Source organism: Streptosporangium sp. NPDC002607, from assembly GCF_053592655.1.
The window spans coordinates 1-14,747 of sequence record NZ_JBSFWD010000057.1; the positions used below are offsets into that span (position 1 = coordinate 1).

Annotated in this window: 19 protein-coding genes and 1 pseudogene; 8 read left to right on the forward strand and 12 right to left on the reverse strand. The window is 68.9% G+C overall.

Annotated features, from left to right (window positions below; all coding sequences use genetic code 11):
• The 5 genes from ACWD3H_RS39585 to ACWD3H_RS39605 form a co-directional block, all read right to left on the reverse strand.
• Positions 1–737: hypothetical protein (locus tag ACWD3H_RS39585; RefSeq protein ID WP_451958670.1), on the reverse strand; the 737-nt coding region annotated here is incomplete at its 3' end.
• A complete protein-coding gene (locus ACWD3H_RS39590) occupies positions 734–949 on the reverse strand; it encodes a heavy-metal-associated domain-containing protein (RefSeq protein WP_451958671.1) in 216 nt (71 codons plus the stop codon). The genes ACWD3H_RS39585 and ACWD3H_RS39590, both read right to left, overlap by 4 nt.
• A gap of 69 nt (positions 950–1,018) precedes the next feature.
• Complete coding sequence (locus ACWD3H_RS39595) at positions 1,019–1,300, reverse strand: metal-sensitive transcriptional regulator (RefSeq protein WP_399532730.1); 282 nt, start codon at positions 1,298–1,300, stop codon at positions 1,019–1,021.
• 139 nt (positions 1,301–1,439) lie between these two features.
• Positions 1,440–2,870 (reverse strand): MFS transporter, encoded by a 1,431-nt coding sequence (locus tag ACWD3H_RS39600; RefSeq protein WP_451958672.1) that lies wholly within the window; start codon positions 2,868–2,870, stop codon positions 1,440–1,442.
• Between the two features lie 142 nt (positions 2,871–3,012).
• Entirely contained in the window at positions 3,013–3,294 is a 282-nt protein-coding gene (locus ACWD3H_RS39605) for a heavy-metal-associated domain-containing protein (protein ID WP_451958673.1), read from the reverse strand.
• 298 nt (positions 3,295–3,592) lie between these two features.
• On the opposite strand from ACWD3H_RS39605, the gene ACWD3H_RS39610 reads away from it, so the two are divergent.
• From ACWD3H_RS39610 to ACWD3H_RS39625, 4 genes and pseudogenes are all read left to right on the forward strand, one after another.
• Positions 3,593–3,742, forward strand: coding sequence for a DUF305 domain-containing protein (locus tag ACWD3H_RS39610; protein WP_451958674.1), 150 nt, complete (start codon positions 3,593–3,595; stop codon positions 3,740–3,742).
• Positions 3,743–3,965: 223 nt separating this feature from the next.
• Positions 3,966–4,481 carry a DUF4396 domain-containing protein gene (locus ACWD3H_RS39615; RefSeq protein ID WP_355569390.1) on the forward strand — a complete coding sequence of 172 codons (516 nt, stop codon included), beginning with the start codon at positions 3,966–3,968 and terminating at the stop codon, positions 4,479–4,481.
• 315 nt (positions 4,482–4,796) lie between these two features.
• Positions 4,797–4,940: pseudogene (locus ACWD3H_RS39620) on the forward strand (IS630 family transposase); the annotation flags it as partial.
• 47 nt (positions 4,941–4,987) lie between these two features.
• Positions 4,988–5,251: a hypothetical protein gene (locus ACWD3H_RS39625; protein ID WP_451958715.1), complete on the forward strand. Its 264-nt coding sequence runs from the start codon at positions 4,988–4,990 to the stop codon at positions 5,249–5,251.
• A 121-nt stretch (positions 5,252–5,372) separates the two neighbouring features.
• Here the strand turns inward: ACWD3H_RS39625 and ACWD3H_RS39630 are convergent, their stop codons facing one another.
• Positions 5,373–6,605, reverse strand: coding sequence for an alpha/beta hydrolase family protein (locus ACWD3H_RS39630; protein WP_451958675.1), 1,233 nt, complete (start codon positions 6,603–6,605; stop codon positions 5,373–5,375).
• Between the two features lie 163 nt (positions 6,606–6,768).
• On the opposite strand from ACWD3H_RS39630, the gene ACWD3H_RS39635 reads away from it, so the two are divergent.
• Both ACWD3H_RS39635 and ACWD3H_RS39640 read left to right on the forward strand, forming a co-directional pair.
• Entirely contained in the window at positions 6,769–7,947 is a 1,179-nt protein-coding gene (locus tag ACWD3H_RS39635; RefSeq protein WP_451958676.1) for a sensor histidine kinase, read from the forward strand.
• Positions 7,944–8,606, forward strand: a complete 663-nt coding sequence (locus ACWD3H_RS39640) for a response regulator transcription factor (protein ID WP_355556998.1) — start codon at positions 7,944–7,946, stop codon at positions 8,604–8,606. The genes ACWD3H_RS39635 and ACWD3H_RS39640 overlap by 4 nt, the downstream gene beginning before the upstream one ends.
• On the opposite strand, the gene ACWD3H_RS39645 is transcribed toward ACWD3H_RS39640, so the two are convergent.
• Entirely contained in the window at positions 8,544–8,768 is a 225-nt protein-coding gene (locus ACWD3H_RS39645; protein ID WP_451958677.1) for a Tn3 family transposase, read from the reverse strand. The genes ACWD3H_RS39640 and ACWD3H_RS39645 overlap by 63 nt on opposite strands.
• Before the next feature lie 127 nt (positions 8,769–8,895).
• Positions 8,896–9,285, reverse strand: coding sequence for a RidA family protein (locus ACWD3H_RS39650; protein WP_355556992.1), 390 nt, complete (start codon positions 9,283–9,285; stop codon positions 8,896–8,898).
• A 42-nt stretch (positions 9,286–9,327) separates the two neighbouring features.
• Here ACWD3H_RS39650 and ACWD3H_RS39655 point away from each other — a divergent pair, with 42 nt between their 5' ends.
• Positions 9,328–9,930, forward strand: a complete 603-nt coding sequence (locus ACWD3H_RS39655) for a CGNR zinc finger domain-containing protein (RefSeq protein WP_451958678.1) — start codon at positions 9,328–9,330, stop codon at positions 9,928–9,930.
• Positions 9,931–10,230: 300 nt separating this feature from the next.
• Here the strand turns inward: ACWD3H_RS39655 and ACWD3H_RS39660 are convergent, their stop codons facing one another.
• The 3 genes from ACWD3H_RS39660 to ACWD3H_RS39670 all read right to left on the reverse strand — a co-directional run bounded on the left by ACWD3H_RS39660 (position 10,231) and on the right by ACWD3H_RS39670 (position 13,223).
• Positions 10,231–10,845, reverse strand: coding sequence for a class I SAM-dependent methyltransferase (locus ACWD3H_RS39660; protein ID WP_451958679.1), 615 nt, complete (start codon positions 10,843–10,845; stop codon positions 10,231–10,233).
• Positions 10,842–11,393 carry a YciI family protein gene (locus ACWD3H_RS39665; RefSeq protein WP_451958680.1) on the reverse strand — a complete coding sequence of 184 codons (552 nt, stop codon included), beginning with the start codon at positions 11,391–11,393 and terminating at the stop codon, positions 10,842–10,844. The genes ACWD3H_RS39660 and ACWD3H_RS39665 overlap by 4 nt, the downstream gene beginning before the upstream one ends.
• Positions 11,394–12,365: 972 nt before the next feature.
• The gene (locus ACWD3H_RS39670) at positions 12,366–13,223 is read right to left on the reverse strand and encodes an SDR family NAD(P)-dependent oxidoreductase (RefSeq protein ID WP_451958681.1); all 858 of its coding nucleotides are present in this window, start codon (positions 13,221–13,223) and stop codon (positions 12,366–12,368) included.
• Between the two features lie 118 nt (positions 13,224–13,341).
• Here ACWD3H_RS39670 and ACWD3H_RS39675 point away from each other — a divergent pair, with 118 nt between their 5' ends.
• A complete protein-coding gene (locus tag ACWD3H_RS39675; RefSeq protein ID WP_451958682.1) occupies positions 13,342–13,776 on the forward strand; it encodes a MarR family winged helix-turn-helix transcriptional regulator in 435 nt (144 codons plus the stop codon).
• Between the two features lie 308 nt (positions 13,777–14,084).
• Here the strand turns inward: ACWD3H_RS39675 and ACWD3H_RS39680 are convergent, their stop codons facing one another.
• On the reverse strand, positions 14,085–14,723 hold the full coding sequence (locus ACWD3H_RS39680) for a TetR/AcrR family transcriptional regulator (RefSeq protein WP_451958683.1): 639 nt from the start codon (positions 14,721–14,723) through the stop codon (positions 14,085–14,087).
• Positions 14,724–14,747 lie beyond the last annotated feature (24 nt).

Below are 14,747 nucleotides of genomic sequence, written 5' to 3' on the forward strand. Positions count from 1 at the left end.
AGCGCGACCAGGTGACCGTAGGCGCCCAGGTAGGGCTGCAGGTCGGTGACCGGGCGGCCGTCCTTGCTCACCTTCAGGGTGAGCTTGCTGGAGGCGCCGGGGGTGAGTGCCCCGTCGAGCTCTACGGTGTAGCCGTCGACCGTGGACGTACGGTTGGCCGCCGGCAACGCCTTGGGCTCGTAGGCGCCGCCCGCGTGCAGGTCGGCGCCCAGGGTCAACCCGGTGCCGCCCTCGGGGGCGAAGTCGGCGAACACCCGGTAGGCGCCCGCTTCGGGCAGTGTCAGCTTCACCGACCACACGCCCTCGCCGGCCGGCTCGGGGTGCAGGTGCTGGAAGCCGCCCAAATCGCGGGAGACCACGATGAAGTGCAGCTTCTTGTCGTGCAGCGTCTGGTAGCCGGTGACCGGGCGGCCGTCGGGGCCGGTGACGGTGAAACGGAAGTCGGTCGGCTCGCCGGGCGTGATGGTCGTCGTCTCAAGGGTCAGGGTGTAGCCGTCCTGGGACACTTGAAGCCCTCCTGGGATGGATGCTGCGGTCGCTGCCTGGCTGGGGGCCGGCTGTGCGTGCGTTGCGTGAGCGTCGGCCGTCTGGTTCGGGGGTAGGGGCGTATGGGCCTGGTGGCCGTTGGCGGCGGGCGGCGTTTCGGTGGAGCCCACCGCGGTGCCGGCCCCGAGGGCTCCGCCGAAGATCACGGCGAGTCCGAGGGCGTAGGCGCCGAGCTTGGCGGGTGTGTTCATGAGGGGGTCACCACTTCGTATCCGGCTTCCTCGACGGCGGCCGTGATCGCGGCGGCGTCGATGGGGTCGTCGCTGTCCACGGTGACCAGGCCGGTGGCCAGGTCCACGGTGACGCCGGTGACCCCGGCGACCTCGCCGACTTCTTCGGTGACCGAGCTGACGCAGTGGCCGCAGGTCATGCCCTTGACGGTGTAGGTGCTGGTGGTGGCCATGACGGCCCTCCTCTTCATGCGTGGATCTATGTGCTGGTCAGGATGGTTGTGGGTGGATCTATGGGTGGGTCAGGAGCGGACAAGGCGGGCGATGGCGTCGGAGGCTTCCTTGATCTTGGCTTCGGCCTCGGGCCCGCCCTTGGCGGTGGCCTCGGCCACGCAGTGCGCCAGGTGCTCTTCCAGCAGGGAAAGGGCGAAGGACTGCAGGGCGCGGCTGGCCGCTGAGACCTGGGTGAGGATGTCGATGCAGTACTTGTCTTCCTCGACCATCCGCTGCAGCCCGCGCGCCTGGCCCTCGATCCGGCGCAGCCGCCGCAGGTGGTCCTGCTTGTTGTCGGTGTATCCGTGCATCTGTCCCCCTACGTTCGGCTTCACATCTCCTCTAACACCATACCCCCCTATGGTATTCCGGGTGGTCGGTGAATCGGTGAATCGGATGCACCGCAGGGAGAGCGGAAGGGGGCGTGCCGGGGCACGCCCCCGAACCGCGTCAGGCGCGCGCCGCTTCCCGCTGCGCGTCGGTGTCGGTGGACGTCGGCTTGGCCTTGCGCATGAGCAGCAGGGTGAGCACGGCCCCTATGGCGGCCACGGCCCCGGCGCCGACGAAGGCGGCCTGGAAGCCGTCGGTGAGCCTGGGCAGATTCCCCAGCTCAGCGGCGCCCTGGGAGGTGGCGATCGCGGTCATGACGGCCAGGCCCAGAGCCGAGCCGACCTGGTAGGTGGTGTTGACGATGCCGGAGGCCAGCCCGCTCTCCTGCGGCCGCACCCCGGACATGGCCGACATCATCGCCGGGATGTAGGCCAGGGACATGCCGACCGCGGCGATCAGCGAGGCGGGCAGCACGTCGGAGACGAATGCCCCGTCCGGACGGACCAGGGACAGGCCCGCCACCCCGGCGGCAAGGATGAGCAGGCCACCGGCGATGAGCGGCTTGGCACCGAACCGGCCGAGCAGTCGGGCGGTGATGCCGATCATGAAGATCATGATGGCGATGGTCATCGGCAGTAGCGCCGCGCCGCTGGCGAAGGCACCGTAGCCGAGAACCTGCTGCAGGTAGAGGTTGAGGAAGTACCACATCGGGATCCAGGCGGCGCCGAGCAGCGCCATCGCCAGGTTCGCGGTGGCCAGGCCCGGGGTGCGCCAGATGCCCAGCGGCATGAGGGGCTCGCGCACCGTGCGCTGGATCACCAGGAACACGATCAGCAGCGCGAGTGCTCCGGCCAGCTCCAGCAGCGTCGCAGCCGAGCTCCAGCCCTGCTCGGGAGCGCGCACGATGGCGTAGACGGCCAGGGCGATGCCCGCGGTGACCGCGATGGCGCCCAGCACGTCGACCGAACCGCGCTTGCCCTGGACAGCAGGCAGTAGAGCCGGGACCGCGGCCAGGGTGGCCAGGCCGATCGGCACGTAAACAATGAAGACCCACGGCCAGCTCAGATACTCGGTGATGACGCCGCCGAGGAACACGCCGGCGGTGCCGCCGGCCGGGGCGGCGGCACCGTACAGGGCCATGGCCTTGCCAAGCTCGCGCGGGTTGTGTCCGAAGAGCATCATGAGCAGGGTCATCGAGGCCGGGGCGATGAGCGCGCCGCCGACCCCTTGGACGCCGCGGCCGAGAATCTCCACCCAGGCGTTACCCGCTGCCGCGGCGACGATGGAGCCGGCGATCAGGATGATCCAGCCGGTGGTGAAGACCTTGCGGGCGCCGAACAGGTCCGACAGACGGCCGCCGAGCAGCAGCAGGCCGCCGAAGGCGATGACGTAGGCGTTGAAGACCCACTGCAGGCTGCCCTGGGAGAAGCCGAGGTCGCGCTGCATGTCGGGCAGGGCGACACCGATGATGGAGGTGTCCATGATGACCATGAACTGCGCGGCGGCGAGCACGATGAGTGCTTGCCACCTGCGTGGATTGACGGCGTTCATGCCGCACTCCTGATTCCGCACATCCCCGCCGGGTGGCAGGATGTGTCGTAGGGGGTTGGGTGTGATTCGACTCGGACCGGCCCCGCAGGTGGGCGTGCACGCCAATGCACGCCCACCATTTGTCTGCTCAGGCGACGTTCCTCTAGGAAGCGCTGACAGGCGAGGTCTCGACCAGGGCGTAACCTGCCTGCTCCACCGCCGCGCGGATCTCCTCGTCAGAGAAGCCGGCTCCGCTGACGGTGACCGCGCCGCTGGCCAGGTCGACCTGGACGCCGGTGACGCCGCCGACCTTGCCTATCTCAGCGGAGACTGAGGAGACGCAGTGCCCGCAGGTCATCCCGCCGACCTGGTAGGCGGTTCCGCCGCTGGTCTCCACCTGCGCGGAGGTGGAGATCGTGGTGCCGCACGCACATGCCGTGCACATGAGGTTCTCCTCTCGCGTGTACCCCGGTGGGGTACCTCGATGTGTGACCTTAACATACCCCCTAGGGGTTCAATTCCCGTAGAGGAATCCGATTTCACGGATGAGGTGGATTACGGCGAACCACCCCAGATGGTCCGGACGTGCACAGCGCTGTGATCACCAAGTCTGCGGAGGGGGTGCTCTACGGCCCAGACATTGCCGGGAGCGGGGCACCCGGGCTGCCCGCCAGGCGCAGGGAGCGGCTGCCCGTGCTGGGACTCGTGAGGCACCTGCCGCAGTGCGCCGTCCCCCTCAGCCGGTGGGCACGCGACTGCTGCTGGTGAAAGCCTCCGGCAAGGCCTTCGACACCGCGTTCCTGCAGATGATGGCCGCCCACCATCGGGGCACGGCCGCGATGGCCGAAACCAAGAAGACCACCGGCTCCTACGCTCCTGCCAAGGGCCCGTGAGGAGCTGAGATCATCACCGCCTCGCAGAGCGAGGAGATCGACCAGATGAACGCCCCGCTCGGCACTAAGTAACCCCCTGTCCTGGCCCGGTGCCGGGGCCGCGTCGTTCGCGCGTCCCCGGTGTCCCGGCAGTGCTCTCTCTTGGCACTTGATACCCCCTATGGGTATATTTCCGGTTGGGCGTCATCAGGCGGGCCCGCAATCGAAAGGGATATGACAGGCCATGGACCACTCAACCCACGACCACAGCACGCACAGCCCCACCGGAAACGGCCACGCCGGACACGCGGGCGCGCACGGCGGCTCCTCCTGGCGCACCGCCGCCCAGGCGACACTGCACTGCCTGACCGGCTGCGCCATCGGCGAGGTCCTCGGAATGATCATCGGGACCGCGGTGGGACTGCACGCGGGCGCCACCGTCGCGCTGTCGATCACGCTCGCCTTCGTCTTCGGCTACGCCCTCACCATGCGCGGCGTCCTCAAGGCGGGCCTGGACATGCGCCAGGCGCTGAAGGTCGCCCTGGCCGCCGACACCGTCTCCATCGCGGTCATGGAGATCATCGACAACACCGTGATGCTCACCGTGCCTGGCGCCATGGACGCCGGTCTGGCCAGCGTCCTGTTCTGGGCGGCCCTGGCCTTCTCCCTGGCGCTGGCCTTCGTGCTGACCGTGCCGGTCAACCGCTGGCTGATCGCCAAGGGGCGAGGACACGCCGTCGTCCACGCCTACCACCACTGACGTATCAGGTCCGCGGCGTGACCTTAGCCTTGATCAGGCTGGGGTCAGAACACGTTAGCCATAGTGCGCCGGCTCACGGCCCGGTCCCAGAGTGACGCAGTAGGCGGCCAGATGTCGCCAGAGAATGCCACCTCATGAGTGACGAATAACGGTCGTCTGCCGTCACACTTGATCGTTTAGCGCTTCGCGACGATGAAAACGACGATAACCCGTGACGTAAATCAATGACGCGCATACTGACCATGAAATCTCGGCGTGACGGTGTGCCCGGAGCCGATTCCAGTGCGCTGTTCGCGCAGGTGTAGAGCTGAAGGTATGAGATACGCGGACAGAAGCGGGGGCTCGTCCGCCCAGGCTCGATCGCAGCGTGAGGAGCTGCGGTTTCGGGCGGCGGACATGTTCGCCGGGGGAATCGGCGCACCGCGGGTGGCCCGGCTGCTGGGCATCACCCGCACGTCTGTGCCGCGACGCGGGCGTTTCGGCATCCGGCCGGCGACGTTGCGCAAATGGGAGCGGGCCAGGCTGATCGTGCCCCGGCTACCACGTCCTACACCTCCGCCGACGTGCGCGACGTGCTGCCGGCCCACCAGCTGCGGCGGGGCGGGCACGGGCTGGAGCAGATCGCGCGGGTGCTGGAGCGGGTGCGGGTGGCGGGCGGACTGGAGCCGCTGCAGGCGACGCTGGGGGAGTGGCGCGACCGGCTGACGGTGCGGGGCCCGGCGATGCCGGCGGACGCGGCCGCGCTCGACACCTATCTGGGGACGCCATAGCGCCTGACGGCGAGTCAGTGGAACGCCGGCGCCGCCATGTCGTGGGATTCGCCGACCGCGGTGGTGGCGGCCCACCACCGCGGTCGGCGACTCGCCCTCGCTCGTCCGTGGCGGCCGGCGGTCAGGGAACCAGCGTGATCTCGGGATAGCGCTGGTCCGGCATGTCGAACAGGCGTGTGGCCTGCCCCTTGAGATGCAGGTCGAAGAAGGCGGTGATGTAGGCACGCTGCGCTGCCACCGACCGTGCCGGATCGATCGTGCCGACGAGATCCTTGACCTGGGGCAGCATGACCTGCAGGTCGGTGAACGATCCATGCGCCGCGCCGGCCAGTTTCAGCTCGCGCTTCCACCCGCTGGAGGCGTTCCAGAAGGACTTCCAGGTACGGTCGCCTGCCCGGGTGTGCGCCTGGGCGGCGAACTGCAGGAACGGCCTGCCCACCCCTGTCCGTGCTATGGGACCCACGTAGGAGCCGTCGAGGTTGACGCCCGCGTCGATGCGAGGGTCGTCGTGGGCGAGCTGGGCGGCCACGGATCCGCCGATGGACTGGCCGAGCATCCCGATCTTCGAGAGGTCCATGACACCGCGCAGTCCGGCGATCTTGTCGAGGCGGTCGAGTACGAACCTCATATCCGCCAGGCGGATCTCGGCATGCTTTCTGAGCAGCTTCGCGATGACGTTCGGCGTCAGCTTCGACGGCAGCGGGACGGCCCGCTCGACCCTCCCCCCGGGGAACTCGACCTGATCGGCCTCGTAGGTGTGATCCACGGTGACCACCAGGTAGCCACGGCTGGCCAGCTCCTCTACGAGCACCGTGCCGAGGGTCCGCGGTCCACCGTCCCCCGGCGCGAACAGTACCACCGGCAGCGCCCCGGCCTTCCGGTCGACCGGCGCCCCTTCCCGGGCGTGGGTCGTCGTGGCAGCCCAGTCCATGCTGCCCTGCTTGATTCCCATCGCGGGTGCCGAATGCCGGTCCCAGTCGGCTGCCGCCATCTGTGACATGTGCGGTGCCAAAGGACGATTGGAGGGTCCGGCCGGATACCAGAGGCTCACCATCAGCTCCCGATACGGCCGCGCCTTCACCAGCGGATCCCGCCGCGACGAGTCCACCAGCCGCAACGCACGAGTGCCGATCGAATACCGCCCCGTGGGGGCAGGCAACGTCAACCTGGTGGCAGGGGCGGAGGAAACGGCGAGCCTGGTGGCTGCCTCGGCGATCGTCGCGCCGCTGCCGGTGATCGCGGCCGTGACGGAGGAGGCGTTGGCGGGGTGGGCTGTCAACGGGATGGCGGCGGTGGTCGCGAGGGCGAGCGAGGCGATGGCCACGCGGCGGCGCGTGAATGCGGTGGTCGGCATGTGGTCGGCTCCGTTCTCGATGCGTAATCGTGGTTCAGGAGCTTTCCAGCGGTCTTCCGGCCCGCACGAGCGGCAGGGAGCTGATCCGGCCATACGACTTCGGGCTGACCCTCCTCCCGCAGGAGGAGAGAATTCGGGCTGGTAGGTCGCTTAGTGTGGCGGTATGAACGGCCGGTCCTGGATGCTCGACGCCCTGCTGGCCGCTGCGATCTTCCTTGTCACACTCGGCCCCGGCCAGGTTCTGCGGGGCGGTCTTGAGGTTGTTCTCCTCCAGGTCGGCCTTGTGCTGCCCCTGGTGTGGCGGCGGCGCGCCCCGCTGACGGTGTTCGCGTTGATCGCGGCGGTGGCAGGCCTTCAGTGGCTGGCTGGTGTGCAACTGCCCGCCGACGTGGCGCTGCTGGTGGCCCTGTACAGCGTCGGCACGCACGCGACGTGGCGGCGCACGCTCGCGGCCGCGGCGGTGGTCGAGGCCGGGGCGGTGCTGGCCTCGGCACGGTGGGCGCCAGAGGGGCGGTTCCTCCTGTCGGTGGTGGCGTTGACGGCGATGACTGCCGCCGCGGCCGTCACCGGTACGAGCATGCGGACCAGGCGTGCCTACCTCGCCGCGCTGGAACGCGACCGCGACCAGCGGGCCCGGCTCGCGGTCGCCGAGGACCGGGCTCGGATGGCACGCGACATGCACGACATCGTCACCCATAACCTCTCCGTCATGATCGCTCTCGCTGACAGCGCCCACTACGTCCGCGCCAGCGCCCCGGACAAGGCGGCCGCCGCCATCGGCCAGATAGCGGAAACCGGCCGCCAGGCCTTGGCCGATATGCGCCGTAGCCTCGCCCTGCACGCCAATGACCACGAGCCGGACGCTGCCGATGGGACGGGATTGCGGGCGGCCGAAGACCTGCGGCGTCACCCAACGCCCGGTCTCGCCCAGCTCCCGGCCCTGGTCGACCGGCTGCGAGCTGCCGGGCTCGCAACCAGCCTCCAGGTGTACGGCGACGCCGCCCAGATCCCGGCCGCCGCCCAGCTCACCGTCTACCGCCTGGTCCAGGAAGCCCTGACCAACGCGCTCAAACACACCTCGCCCGGAACCCGTGCCGAGGTCCGGGTCGAGGTCTCGCCCGAGGCCGTCACCCTGGAGGTCACCAACAACGGCACCACCCCGGCAACCATCGGCGGCGGGCACGGCATCAAAGGCATGCGCGACCGGGTGGCCGCCTACGGCGGAACCTTCTGGGCGGGTCCATTCCCGGCAGGAGGCTGGCAGGTATCGGCCCGGCTGGATCTCACCGCACCCCACCATGGGATCCTCCAGGAAGGCTCGCGAGGCGGGAGCGCGGCGTGACGATTCGAATCCTGCTCGCCGATGACGAGTCGTTGCTGCGAATGGCCTTCACGATGGTTCTCGAGATCCAGCCCGACATGTCGGTGGTAGGTGAGGCCGCCGACGGCGCCCAGGCCGAACGCCTGGCACGTCAGCTCCACCCCGACGTCGTCCTCATGGACATTCGCATGCCGGGCACCGACGGCATCGAGGCCACCCGCCGGATTGTCCGTGACTGCCCGCAGACCCGAGTGCTCATTCTGACCACCTTCGACCTGGACGAATACGCCTTCGCAGGCCTCAAGGCAGGCGCGTCCGGCTTCCTGCTGAAGAACTCCCGCCCGGACGATCTGCTGGCCGCCATCCGCAGCATCGCCGACGGCGACGCGGTGGTGTCCCCGAGGATCACCCGTCGCCTGCTGGAGAACTTCGCCCCGCAACTGCTCAACGGCAGCGGTCCCGGTCAGGACGAACGACTCGCCCGCCTGACCACCCGCGAACGCCAAGTGCTCATCCAGGTAGGCCGCGGCCTATCCAACGCGGAGATCGCTGCGGCCCTGCACCTGGCCGAAGCAACCGTGAAGACCCACTTGGGCAGAATCCTGGACAAACTCCAGCTACGCGACCGGGTACAGGCCGTGGTTTTCGCCTACGAGTCCCGCCTCATCCAGCCGGGTTGACCAGCCCGTACGGGTCCCGCTCCGGCGGCTGGGGGCGATGAACGACAGCAGCTCGTCGGAGACGTCGCGGCCCTGGGCGCGGAGCTCGCCGATCGCCTTGCCGTAGTACTCGGTGGTCCAGGTGATCACGGCGTTGGTGAGCAGGGTGAGGCACCACGGCATCTATCACCTCTGGGTCCAGGGCGCGCATGACGACGGGCGACCTCCACCTGGTCGTCGCTGCCGGGTCGTACCCAGCATCAAAACCGGGTCAACCCGACGACCGGCGGATGGTCCCGCCCCCGGGGCGTCACACGACGGCGACGGCGTCGATCTCGACGAGGAACCCGGGGCCCAAGCCGGCGACGACGTGGACCGTGATGGCCGGGGGTGGGTCGGCCGGGTTCCACGCCTGCTGGAAGGCGGCAAAACCCTCGTTCAATGCGTGGCCGTCCACCACGGCGATGGACCAGTGCACGATGTTCGCCAGGCTCGCCCCCTCGCTCTCCAGGATGGTCGCGAGGTTGCGCAACGCCTGGCTGCTCTGCTCCCCGACTGTGGGACCGACGACCTTACCGGCGGCGTCGACGCCGTTCTGCCCGCCGATGTAGATCGTCTTCGTCGGCTGTTCGACCACGACGGCCTGGCTGAAGGCCGGGTTGCGGTGCAGCCCCTCAGGGTTGATGTGCCGTGTGCTCATGTGTCGCCCTCCGCTGACGATGACACTGGTTATAGTGGTTTCATGCGAGCGAGTGCAACCGGACGGGTGCTGCACGACCCCAAGGGAGGGTCCTTCTGGTTCGACGCCGGCGCCGTCTGCCTGGACTTCGCCCACACGGGCGGCGAGGGCCGGTATGCGGTGTTCGAGACCCTCCACGAGCCCGCCGACCTAGGTGAATGGCTGGCCCAGCCGCCGCTGGCCGCGGTCATGACGGTCCCCGTGACGGCCCGCGAGCTGACCGCGGCCAAGGCCCTCCGCCAGGCGATCTGGGACGCGGCGCACGCCCGGGCGGCGCGTCGCCCCCTCCCCACCGGGGCGGTCGCGGCCATCAACCGGGCCGCGGCCGCGGCGCCGCTGGTCCCCGAGCTCGCCGTCGGCGGCACGACCGCGGGGTGGGCGCCGCCGGTGCGGGCAACGCAAGCGCTGTCGGCGCTGGCGCGGGAGATGATCGAGCTGCTGTCCGGGCCGCTCTCCGGGCGCATCCGCGAGTGCGCGAGCGACGACTGCCCGCTGGTGTTCGTCGACTCGTCCCGCCCCGGCGCTCGGCGCTGGTGCGCGATGGAGCGCTGCGGCAACCGCCACAAGCTCCGGGCTCTCCGCGCCCGGCGGGCCATGAACCCATGACACAGCCTCAAGCTGTTGTCCCAGCCCGTACGTGCCCGTTCCCACTGACTTCCCATGGGGCCGATCGATGGCCTCGTGGCGGCGGGCCGGAGGTGCCCGGCGAACGCCTATGTCCGTTTCGGACCTTGAGTTCTCAGTTCAGGCCGTGCGGTGCTGGGCGGGACCGCCGCGAGCAAGGTGCGGTCTGCGACGTTGCGTGAGAATGGGGTGTGTGAGCCGTAGTTCGGCGGCCCCTTCCTGTGCCGACTGCGGCGGCCCGCTGCCTGCGGGGTCGCGCAGGACCTGGCCGGTCGGCCCCGCTCAGTCCTGCGGTTTGCGCCAGGTGATGCTGTAGCGCAACAGCAGGTGGCGGCGGTACCGGGAGCCGGGCAGGATCTCGGCGGCCAGCGCTCGCATCTGCGGGTAGGTCACCGGTGGCGGCCACACCATGGGGGACGGATGCTCCCAGTGGCCCTTCGTGGCGCGGTGGAAGGTACCGACGGCGACGCCGGCCAGGTCGCGCGGCAGGTCGTTGGGCATGGTGCTGCGGGCGAGGCCGACGATGGCCAGGACGCCGCTGGGGCGCAGCAGCTCGCGCATGCGGGCCAATCCGGTGGCGGCGTCCATGTGGTGCAAGGTGGCCACGGATGCGACGACGTCGAACGAGGCGGGCTCGAAGGGATGGGTGAGGAAGTCGCCGAGGATGTAGCCGATGTCGTCCGGGTGCTCGCGGGCTTGGTCGATGCTGGGCGCGTCGAGGTCGATGCCGGTGACGTGCGGCACGGCCTGCCGCAGTTCACGGGCGAGCATGCCCTCGCCGCAGCCGACGTCGAGGGCGCGCTGGGCGCCATCGGGGACCGCGCTGAGGATGCGGGGGTGGTAATGGATGTTGTGGTTCCATCGCCTGCCGTCACTACCTGGACGTCCTCGGGTCATGACGGCCGCCCGCCGAACTGCCAGTCGTGCACCTCGATGTCGGCGTACCGGTCCGGGGTCAGGATGGCGCGTGCCGTGTCCGGGTCCGGCGCCCGGACCAGCGCCGCCGTGCCCAGCCAGGTGGCGCCGTCGTCGGACAACAACGGCCCGTAGGCGATCAGCACGTCCCGGTCGGGCGGTACGGCGAGGTCGGCGGCCTGCCCCGTGCCGAGGCCGAGCACCAGGTACCGGTTGCCGCCGGTCCGGCCGCCGGGGAAGTCCCACATGGTGCGCCCCAGCGTGTTGCGCCACCGTCGCAGCAGCACGTCCCGGTACACGCCGGCCTGGTAGTTCGGCTCGTCGAAGGCGAACGCGCGGGCGGCGACGGGATCGGGCAGGTCGACGATGTGCACGCTGCCGGTGGGTGTGTCGCCGGCGAGGGTCGGGCCCCGGGCGATCATCTCCTTCGCATACCGGTCCATATAGGACCAATGCTCTTCCAGTAGCTCGTCGCGCAGCGCTACGGAGCCGGGCCGGTCGCGGTGGTAGCAGAAGAACTCCATGCCCATAGTCTTCACCTACCAACAGATCACTTCGCACAAGTCATCCCGGAAACGCCCGGGTGCACCGCGCGATCAACGCCTACTTCGTCCCTGGCCGTAGCTGACCGCTCCCGCGCACGCCTCGCGGGCGTCGACCAGACCCACGCCGTCAGGGATCCGACTTCCGGCGGCTGAGAGCCAGGCCGAGTCCCCGACGAGGAACACCCCATGGACGTCGCGGACGACCGTTTCGTCGTCACGGTGGCCGGCGTGAACAAGGGCACCTGGGGCGGTCGGGAGTGGGTGAGACAGACCCGTACGTCCACCCCGCTTGACCGGGCGGGTGAGGGGCCACGCGGTCCCTCATGTTCTCTCGGAGTCCCGCTTCCCCCGCCCCACCAAAAGCGCAAGATCATTCTTAGCGATAACGGCTGCCCGCAGGTTCCTCAACCCCGATCTCCGACGGCGCGCTGCGGGAGAACATCACCCGTCCCACCAATAATTGGACATACCTCCCTGAATACTGACACCCTTCATGATCTTGCTCTGCGAGAATGTCCTCATTCCTCTCACACGGAGTGAGGGCATTCTCGGGAGCATTCAGGTGAAGCGCTTCATCGCCGGGCTCGCAGGCGCCGCGACCGCTGCCCTGGCCCTGTCCGCGTACGCCACGACCGCGCCCGCCCAGGCGGCCACCCTCTCTTTCCGCCGCTGTCGATCCGGTGAGCGCGCTCAGACAGCAGTTCCGCACCGGGCGCGGTGTGCGGGTCATCGAGACCATCCGACCAGATCATCGACGAAGACCAGGTGGACTACTCCACCAAGCCGGAGACCCCACTCAACTCGGTGATCGAGCAGCCCGCGGGCAACTGATTCCTGTTTCCCGTTCGAGCATTAGCACTGGGCCGTGACCGACCGGCGTCTCAACGTCGGCGGTGCTGCTGCAGCTGCTTCGGGCCGCCGCGACGGTCACATCGGATCGGCTACGGCCTGAGCGTTTCAAGTGCTGTTGGGTTGGCGAGGGTCGTGGAGGAGTTCGGCGGTGGCATCCCACAGCGCGCGCTGGACTGTTTCGCTGCGGCCGACCTCCGGGCATTCCAATGGCCTGGCGGTCTTGGCGGCGAAGTAGCCTCCCGTGATGCCGGCGAAGGCGGGGTCGGTCGTGAGTTTCACGATGATGTCGGCGCCGTGCTGGGGGTTGCCGATGTTCAGCCGGGTGAGGACCTTCTCCAGGGTCTCGGCGAGGGGGAGTTCACGCCCGAGCCCGGTGGCATTGAAGCCCGGGCACAGGCAGGTGACCGCGACGCCCGTTCCCTCAAGCCGGCGACCGAGTTCCTGGGTGAACATGATGTCCATCAGCTTGGTCCGGCCGTACAGCAGGCTCGACTCGCGGCGGGTGAAGTCCGCCGTGTCGGTCAGGTCCTTGAACGGGTCGATGGTGTTGGCCCGGCGTGAGGCGCGGGAGGCGACCGTGACGATCCGGGCGGGTGCCGAGGCGGTGAGCTTGTCGCGCAGAGCGTTGGTGAGCGCCCAGGGCGCGAGGTAGTTCACTGCGGTCATCTCGGCGAATCCCTCGGAGGTGACCCGCTGGGAGAAGGCATGCAGACCCGCATTGTTGATCAGTGCGTCGATCCGCGGGTAGTGCGCATCGATCTGCTCTGCGGACCGCCGAACATCGGCGAGCAGGGACAGATCGGCAAGGAAGACATCCATCGGGGTCTGGGGGGCGATCTGTTCGATCTCCTGCCGCAGCGCGTCTGCTTTGGGCCGGCTGCGGGCGACGATGCCGAGGTGGGCGCCGGTGCGGGCCAGGTCGAGAGCGGCCAGGCGGCCCAAGCCGTTCGTTGCACCAGTCATGACAATGACGGGCCGGGTGTTCATGGGCTCTCCCCTCAAGGGCAGTGATGAGGTACCTCATTAAGGTAGCATTCAATGAGGTACCTCAACAGTTGAGCGGCGGTGAAGAGTGATGACCATGAGTGACCGGATGGCGACACCCGAGGAGATCGGACTGCGGTACCTGTCGCTCGGATACCGCCTGCGCAAAGTCGTCGACGACGGCATGACAGCCGGGGGGCTGTCGCTGGCCCGCACGAAGGTCTTGCAGGTACTCGATCGGCGCGGTGCCATGCGGCAGTCGTCACTGGCGCAAGAACTCGGTCACGCCCCTCGGTCGGTCACCCAGTCCGTCGAGGCGCTGGAGCGCGAGGGGCTGGTCGAACGGGCGGCAGATCCCGAGGACGGGCGCTCCAAACTCGTCAGCCTCACTCCGGAGGGCGCCAGGGCGCTGGCCGCCGGTACGGCAGCCGGCGAGCGCGTCCTGCGCGAGGTCTTCGGGACGCTGGAGCGCGAACAACTGGTGGACCTGGGCAAACTCCTCGACGCCATCGCCGCGGGCCTCGGCGTTTGACACGTGGTGCCGTAGGAGCGAGAACCGGCCGCAACCATCAGGAGGCCTTGCGCTTGGGTTCGTGTCATGAGCCCCAAAGGAGAAGCGTTCGCGCCGACCCCGGGCACCACCGCGACGCATCACCGGACGTGTGGCAAAAACGGTTACCGGGGGTTGCTGGACGCCTCGGACTTTCCGGCGCGGTTCTCACACGTGATCAACACGGCTACGAAGCCGCACACGCCACCAGTCGATCATGATCGTCAAAGGATCCTTTCTCGGACAGCTCCGATACGGGGAGGAACGTATCGGGACTCGCCGTTGCGTTCCTACCCGGCCCCCGGCTCCTGGCCGGGTGGGGGCAGTTGCTTCCAACCCTGCTCGACCGAGGCGCGACATCTGCCGGGCTGATCTCCTGCGCCGATGAACAGCGCGGTCAGCATGGGGGCGCCGTGGTCAAGCGTCTGGCGGGGCAGAGGGCCGTTGGCGACCAGGGAGACCAGCCCATGGCCGATGGCCCAGCTCTGGATCGCCAGTTCCAGCGGGTCGGTGTCGGCGCGGAAGCGGTCGGTGTCCCTGGCCCGTCGGGCGGCTTGGACCAGATACTCCAGGGTCGCGTCCGCGGCCTTGAGGTCTTCGAGGTCGAAGTTCGCGTCGAACATGACCCGGTACAGGTCGGGGTGGTCCAGGGCGTTGCCGAGGTAGGCGGCGACCAGGGCGGTCAGGTCCCGAACCGGATCCTCGGACGTGGTCACCGTCGAGAACTTGGCCCCCAGGCGGGTGAAGCCCTCCTGTCGCAGCGCCTTCCACATGCCGTCCATGCCGCCGAAGTAGGTGTAGACGGCCATCGTCGATACGCAGGTCCCGGCCACCAGTGAGCGCAGGGTGATGGGCTCGCGGGTGCGGAGCATGTGTGCGGCCCGCTCGATGAGCAGAGTGCGGACCGCTGGGTCCTTCGTCCTCGCCATGGCACCAGAATACATAGCATTGCA